This window comes from Trebonia sp., assembly GCF_049794275.1.
GTDB lineage: Bacteria > Actinomycetota > Actinomycetes > Streptosporangiales > Streptosporangiaceae > Trebonia.
On record NZ_JBARCR010000317.1, the window covers coordinates 1 to 2,823 of the forward strand.

The 2,823-nt window shown below is 67.6% G+C and carries 5 protein-coding genes; 2 read left to right on the forward strand and 3 right to left on the reverse strand.

The annotated features are described in order from the left end of the window. The first annotated feature begins 69 nt into the window (after positions 1-69). Positions 70-636 (forward strand): hypothetical protein, encoded by a 567-nt coding sequence (locus tag WA805_RS08785; RefSeq protein ID WP_425242088.1) that lies wholly within the window; start codon positions 70-72, stop codon positions 634-636. Positions 637-655: 19 nt separating this feature from the next. Here WA805_RS08785 and WA805_RS08790 read toward each other — a convergent pair whose 3' ends face one another. Together WA805_RS08790 and WA805_RS08795 are read right to left on the reverse strand one after the other, a co-directional pair. Further along, a complete protein-coding gene (locus WA805_RS08790) occupies positions 656-832 on the reverse strand; it encodes a DUF397 domain-containing protein (RefSeq protein ID WP_422338896.1) in 177 nt (58 codons plus the stop codon). Beyond that, on the reverse strand, positions 751-1,611 hold the full coding sequence (locus WA805_RS08795; protein WP_422338897.1) for a helix-turn-helix domain-containing protein: 861 nt from the start codon (positions 1,609-1,611) through the stop codon (positions 751-753). The genes WA805_RS08790 and WA805_RS08795 overlap by 82 nt, the downstream gene beginning before the upstream one ends. 92 nt (positions 1,612-1,703) lie before the next feature. On the opposite strand from WA805_RS08795, the gene WA805_RS08800 reads away from it, so the two are divergent. Further along, a complete protein-coding gene (locus WA805_RS08800) occupies positions 1,704-1,913 on the forward strand; it encodes a hypothetical protein (RefSeq protein WP_425242089.1) in 210 nt (69 codons plus the stop codon). A 58-nt stretch (positions 1,914-1,971) separates the two neighbouring features. Here the strand turns inward: WA805_RS08800 and WA805_RS08805 are convergent, their stop codons facing one another. Next, the gene (locus WA805_RS08805; RefSeq protein ID WP_425242090.1) at positions 1,972-2,649 is read right to left on the reverse strand and encodes an ArsR family transcriptional regulator; all 678 of its coding nucleotides are present in this window, start codon (positions 2,647-2,649) and stop codon (positions 1,972-1,974) included. Positions 2,650-2,823: the final 174 nt, after the last annotated feature.

The window sequence follows — 2,823 nt, forward strand, 5'->3', positions numbered from 1 at the left end:
GGTGACTTCTATAGGTAGTAACGCTACTTATTGAGATGAGCTGCCATCGGTGGTCGGAGAGCAGGTGACATGGCCACGGCTAGTCGCATCCTGGGGACCGACGTCGGCTCCACCGCGCCAGTGTTCCTGGCCTTCCTCGCCATCCACGTGATCGCCGGGCTCACCGCGGTGCTCGCCGGGGCTGTCGCTGCCCTGGCCCGCAAGGGCAGCGCTCGGCACATCCACGCGGGCCGCTGGTTCTACCGGGCGATCACCGTGGTCTTCGCCACCGCCACAATCCTGGCTGCGATGCGCTGGCGGCAGGACTACCACCTGTTCGTCATCGGCGCCGTGGCGTTCACCGCCGCGACCATCGGCTACCAGCACCGGCGCCGCCACCGTCCCGGTGACACCGGCCACATCACCGGAATGGGTGTTGGATACGTCGCCATGCTCACCGCGTTCTACGTCGACAACGGCCCCCACCTGCCGGTGTGGGACCGCCTGCCGACGCTCGCGTTCTGGCTGCTCCCCTCCGCCATCGGAGCGCCGATCATCGCCCGGGCCGTCATACGCGCCCGGCGCGCCACGCAAGAAAAACAGACGCGCGAGACCGCAACCCGCTCAGGAGCGGGAGGCCTCGACCGCGAGCGCTAACGGCAGTACGACCTGACCCCTAGTGGTGCTTGACTTGCGCGGTGAACGTGCGCCAGGCCTGCGCGTTGAATGCGAGGGTTGCGCCGACGCGGTTCTTGGTGTCGCGCACGAGGACTAGGCCGGTATCGGCGGCCACTTCGGCGCAGTCACCGCCGTTGGCTCCGCTGTAGCTGCTCTTGCGCCACGTGCCGCCCATGACCCGGCCATCCCTTCGATCATCTTCAGTGACTCAGATCCCCTGTAGGCCTCGGTGCGAAGGCTATCGAAGATCCGCATTAGCGCCGAAACGGTTTCACCGGTGTAGACGAAGCCAGACGCGGCGTGCTCGGCGTACGCCGCATCGTCAGCGATCACGAACCCGCTGGTCACGCCAGGGTTGGCAACAGCGGGCAGCACCTGGAGCGTCACGTTCGGCATGACTGCCACGTCTGCAAGGTGACGCATCTGCGCGGCCATGACCTGGGCCGACCCGGCAAGCCGGTACAGCGACAGCTCATCGATAATGAACCACGCCAGCACGTCCCGGGCGAACAGCCGCCGCTGCCGCTCCATCCGCGCGGCCAGCCTGGTCTGCACCGCCTCCTCACCAGCACCGGGATAGGTGTGCAGCAGCGCGGCGGCGTAGTCCTCGGTCTGTAGCAGCCCGTGGATGACAGCCGGCGCCCACGCAGACAGGGTGGCGGCCTTGTCTTCCAATTCTGACCAGTCCTTAAACGCGGCTGGCACCTCCGACCAGGTACGCATCTCCTCGTAATACTCGCTGAACCAGCCCCGACGTTCGGGAAATGCAGCGTCGCATGCGGCCGCCAGGTTCTCGGTCGGCGGGCGCTTCCCGTTCTCGATCCGCGACAGGTGGCCCACGTTGATGCCCGTCGCGCGTGCCAGCTCCTGCAGCGACCAGCCGCGGGCCAGCCGCTCCTTGCGCATCTGCCGGCCGAAGTGGGTTGCCGGGTTACCGCTGCCGTTGCCAGCCATGAAGAGAAGTTTGCCACAACGCTACCGCCAGACGTGAGGCGCGCGGCACGCTGTGCCCAGTCGCAACCACGCCGCGCTGAAGGCAAGGCCCAATGAACTCAGCCGAGGAACCGCCCGACTTCACCCAGCTTGATGACACGGCGCTGCTCAGCACGCGGGAACAGATGCGCGCGGAACTCCAGCGGCTGCCACCGCACTCAGCAGACCACACCGCGCTGGCAGCACAGTATGACGCCAGTCTTGACGAACTAGTCGAACGCGCCCGCAAGGCCTGGACCCGAGCCAGACAGGGAGACAGATGAACGACCTGAGACGCGCCTGCTTGGTGGCCCCAAGACACTCTCCAAATCTGCGGCCGGGTCAAGAGACGGCTGCCAGGCGTGGTGCCAGGCGCCCGACGCGGTCGGCCAACTGCGCCAGTACCGCGTCGAAGCTGCCCGGGTCGCCGGCCGGGACCGGGTCCGGGATGGACCAGTGCACCGCTGCGGCCTCGGCGAGTTCTTCGTGGGCCAGGTCGCAGACCGTAACCACTAGATCGCCGTCGTGCCAGACCTCGCTGAAGTGGCGAGGCCGCAGCCGGGGCAGCGGCAAACTGTGACGCGTGGCCGCGGCGATAGCGCCGCGATCGATCGCTGCTGCCGGATGCGTTCCAGCGGATATCGCCGGAACGGTGCTGACCTGGCGCCACAGCGCAGCGGCCAGGTGCGAGCGTGCGGAGTTGGCGGTGCACACGAATAGCACCCGCAGCGCGGCGCGGGCTGGCGGCGGGGCGAGCGTGTCCAGGGCGCCGGGGATCAGCTGCAGGTAGGTGCGGCGCCGGTCGCCTTCCGAGCGGCGGCGGGTAACGATCCCGGCCTGTTCCAGCACGCGCAGGTGGTGTGCCAGCAGGTTGGACGGCATGGCCAGCATGCCGGCCAGCTCGGACGGGGACGCGTCCCCGGTGAGCAGCGTGTCGGTGATCCGCAGCCGGGCAGGGTCGGCCAGCGCGGCATGCAAGATGGAACGTCGCTCCAGCTCAGAAGTTCGTTCAGAAGTCATTGACTCAATCTTGACTGAACCATATTCAACTGTCAAGATGACCGCGTGATCAGTGCACCCATCCTGCTGTGGCGCCGGCTGCTAGCCGAGTTCCTGGGCAGCGCGTTCCTGGCCGCGGTGGTGATCGGCTCCGGGATCGCCGCGCAGCGGCTGTCCCCGGGCCAGACCGGGCTA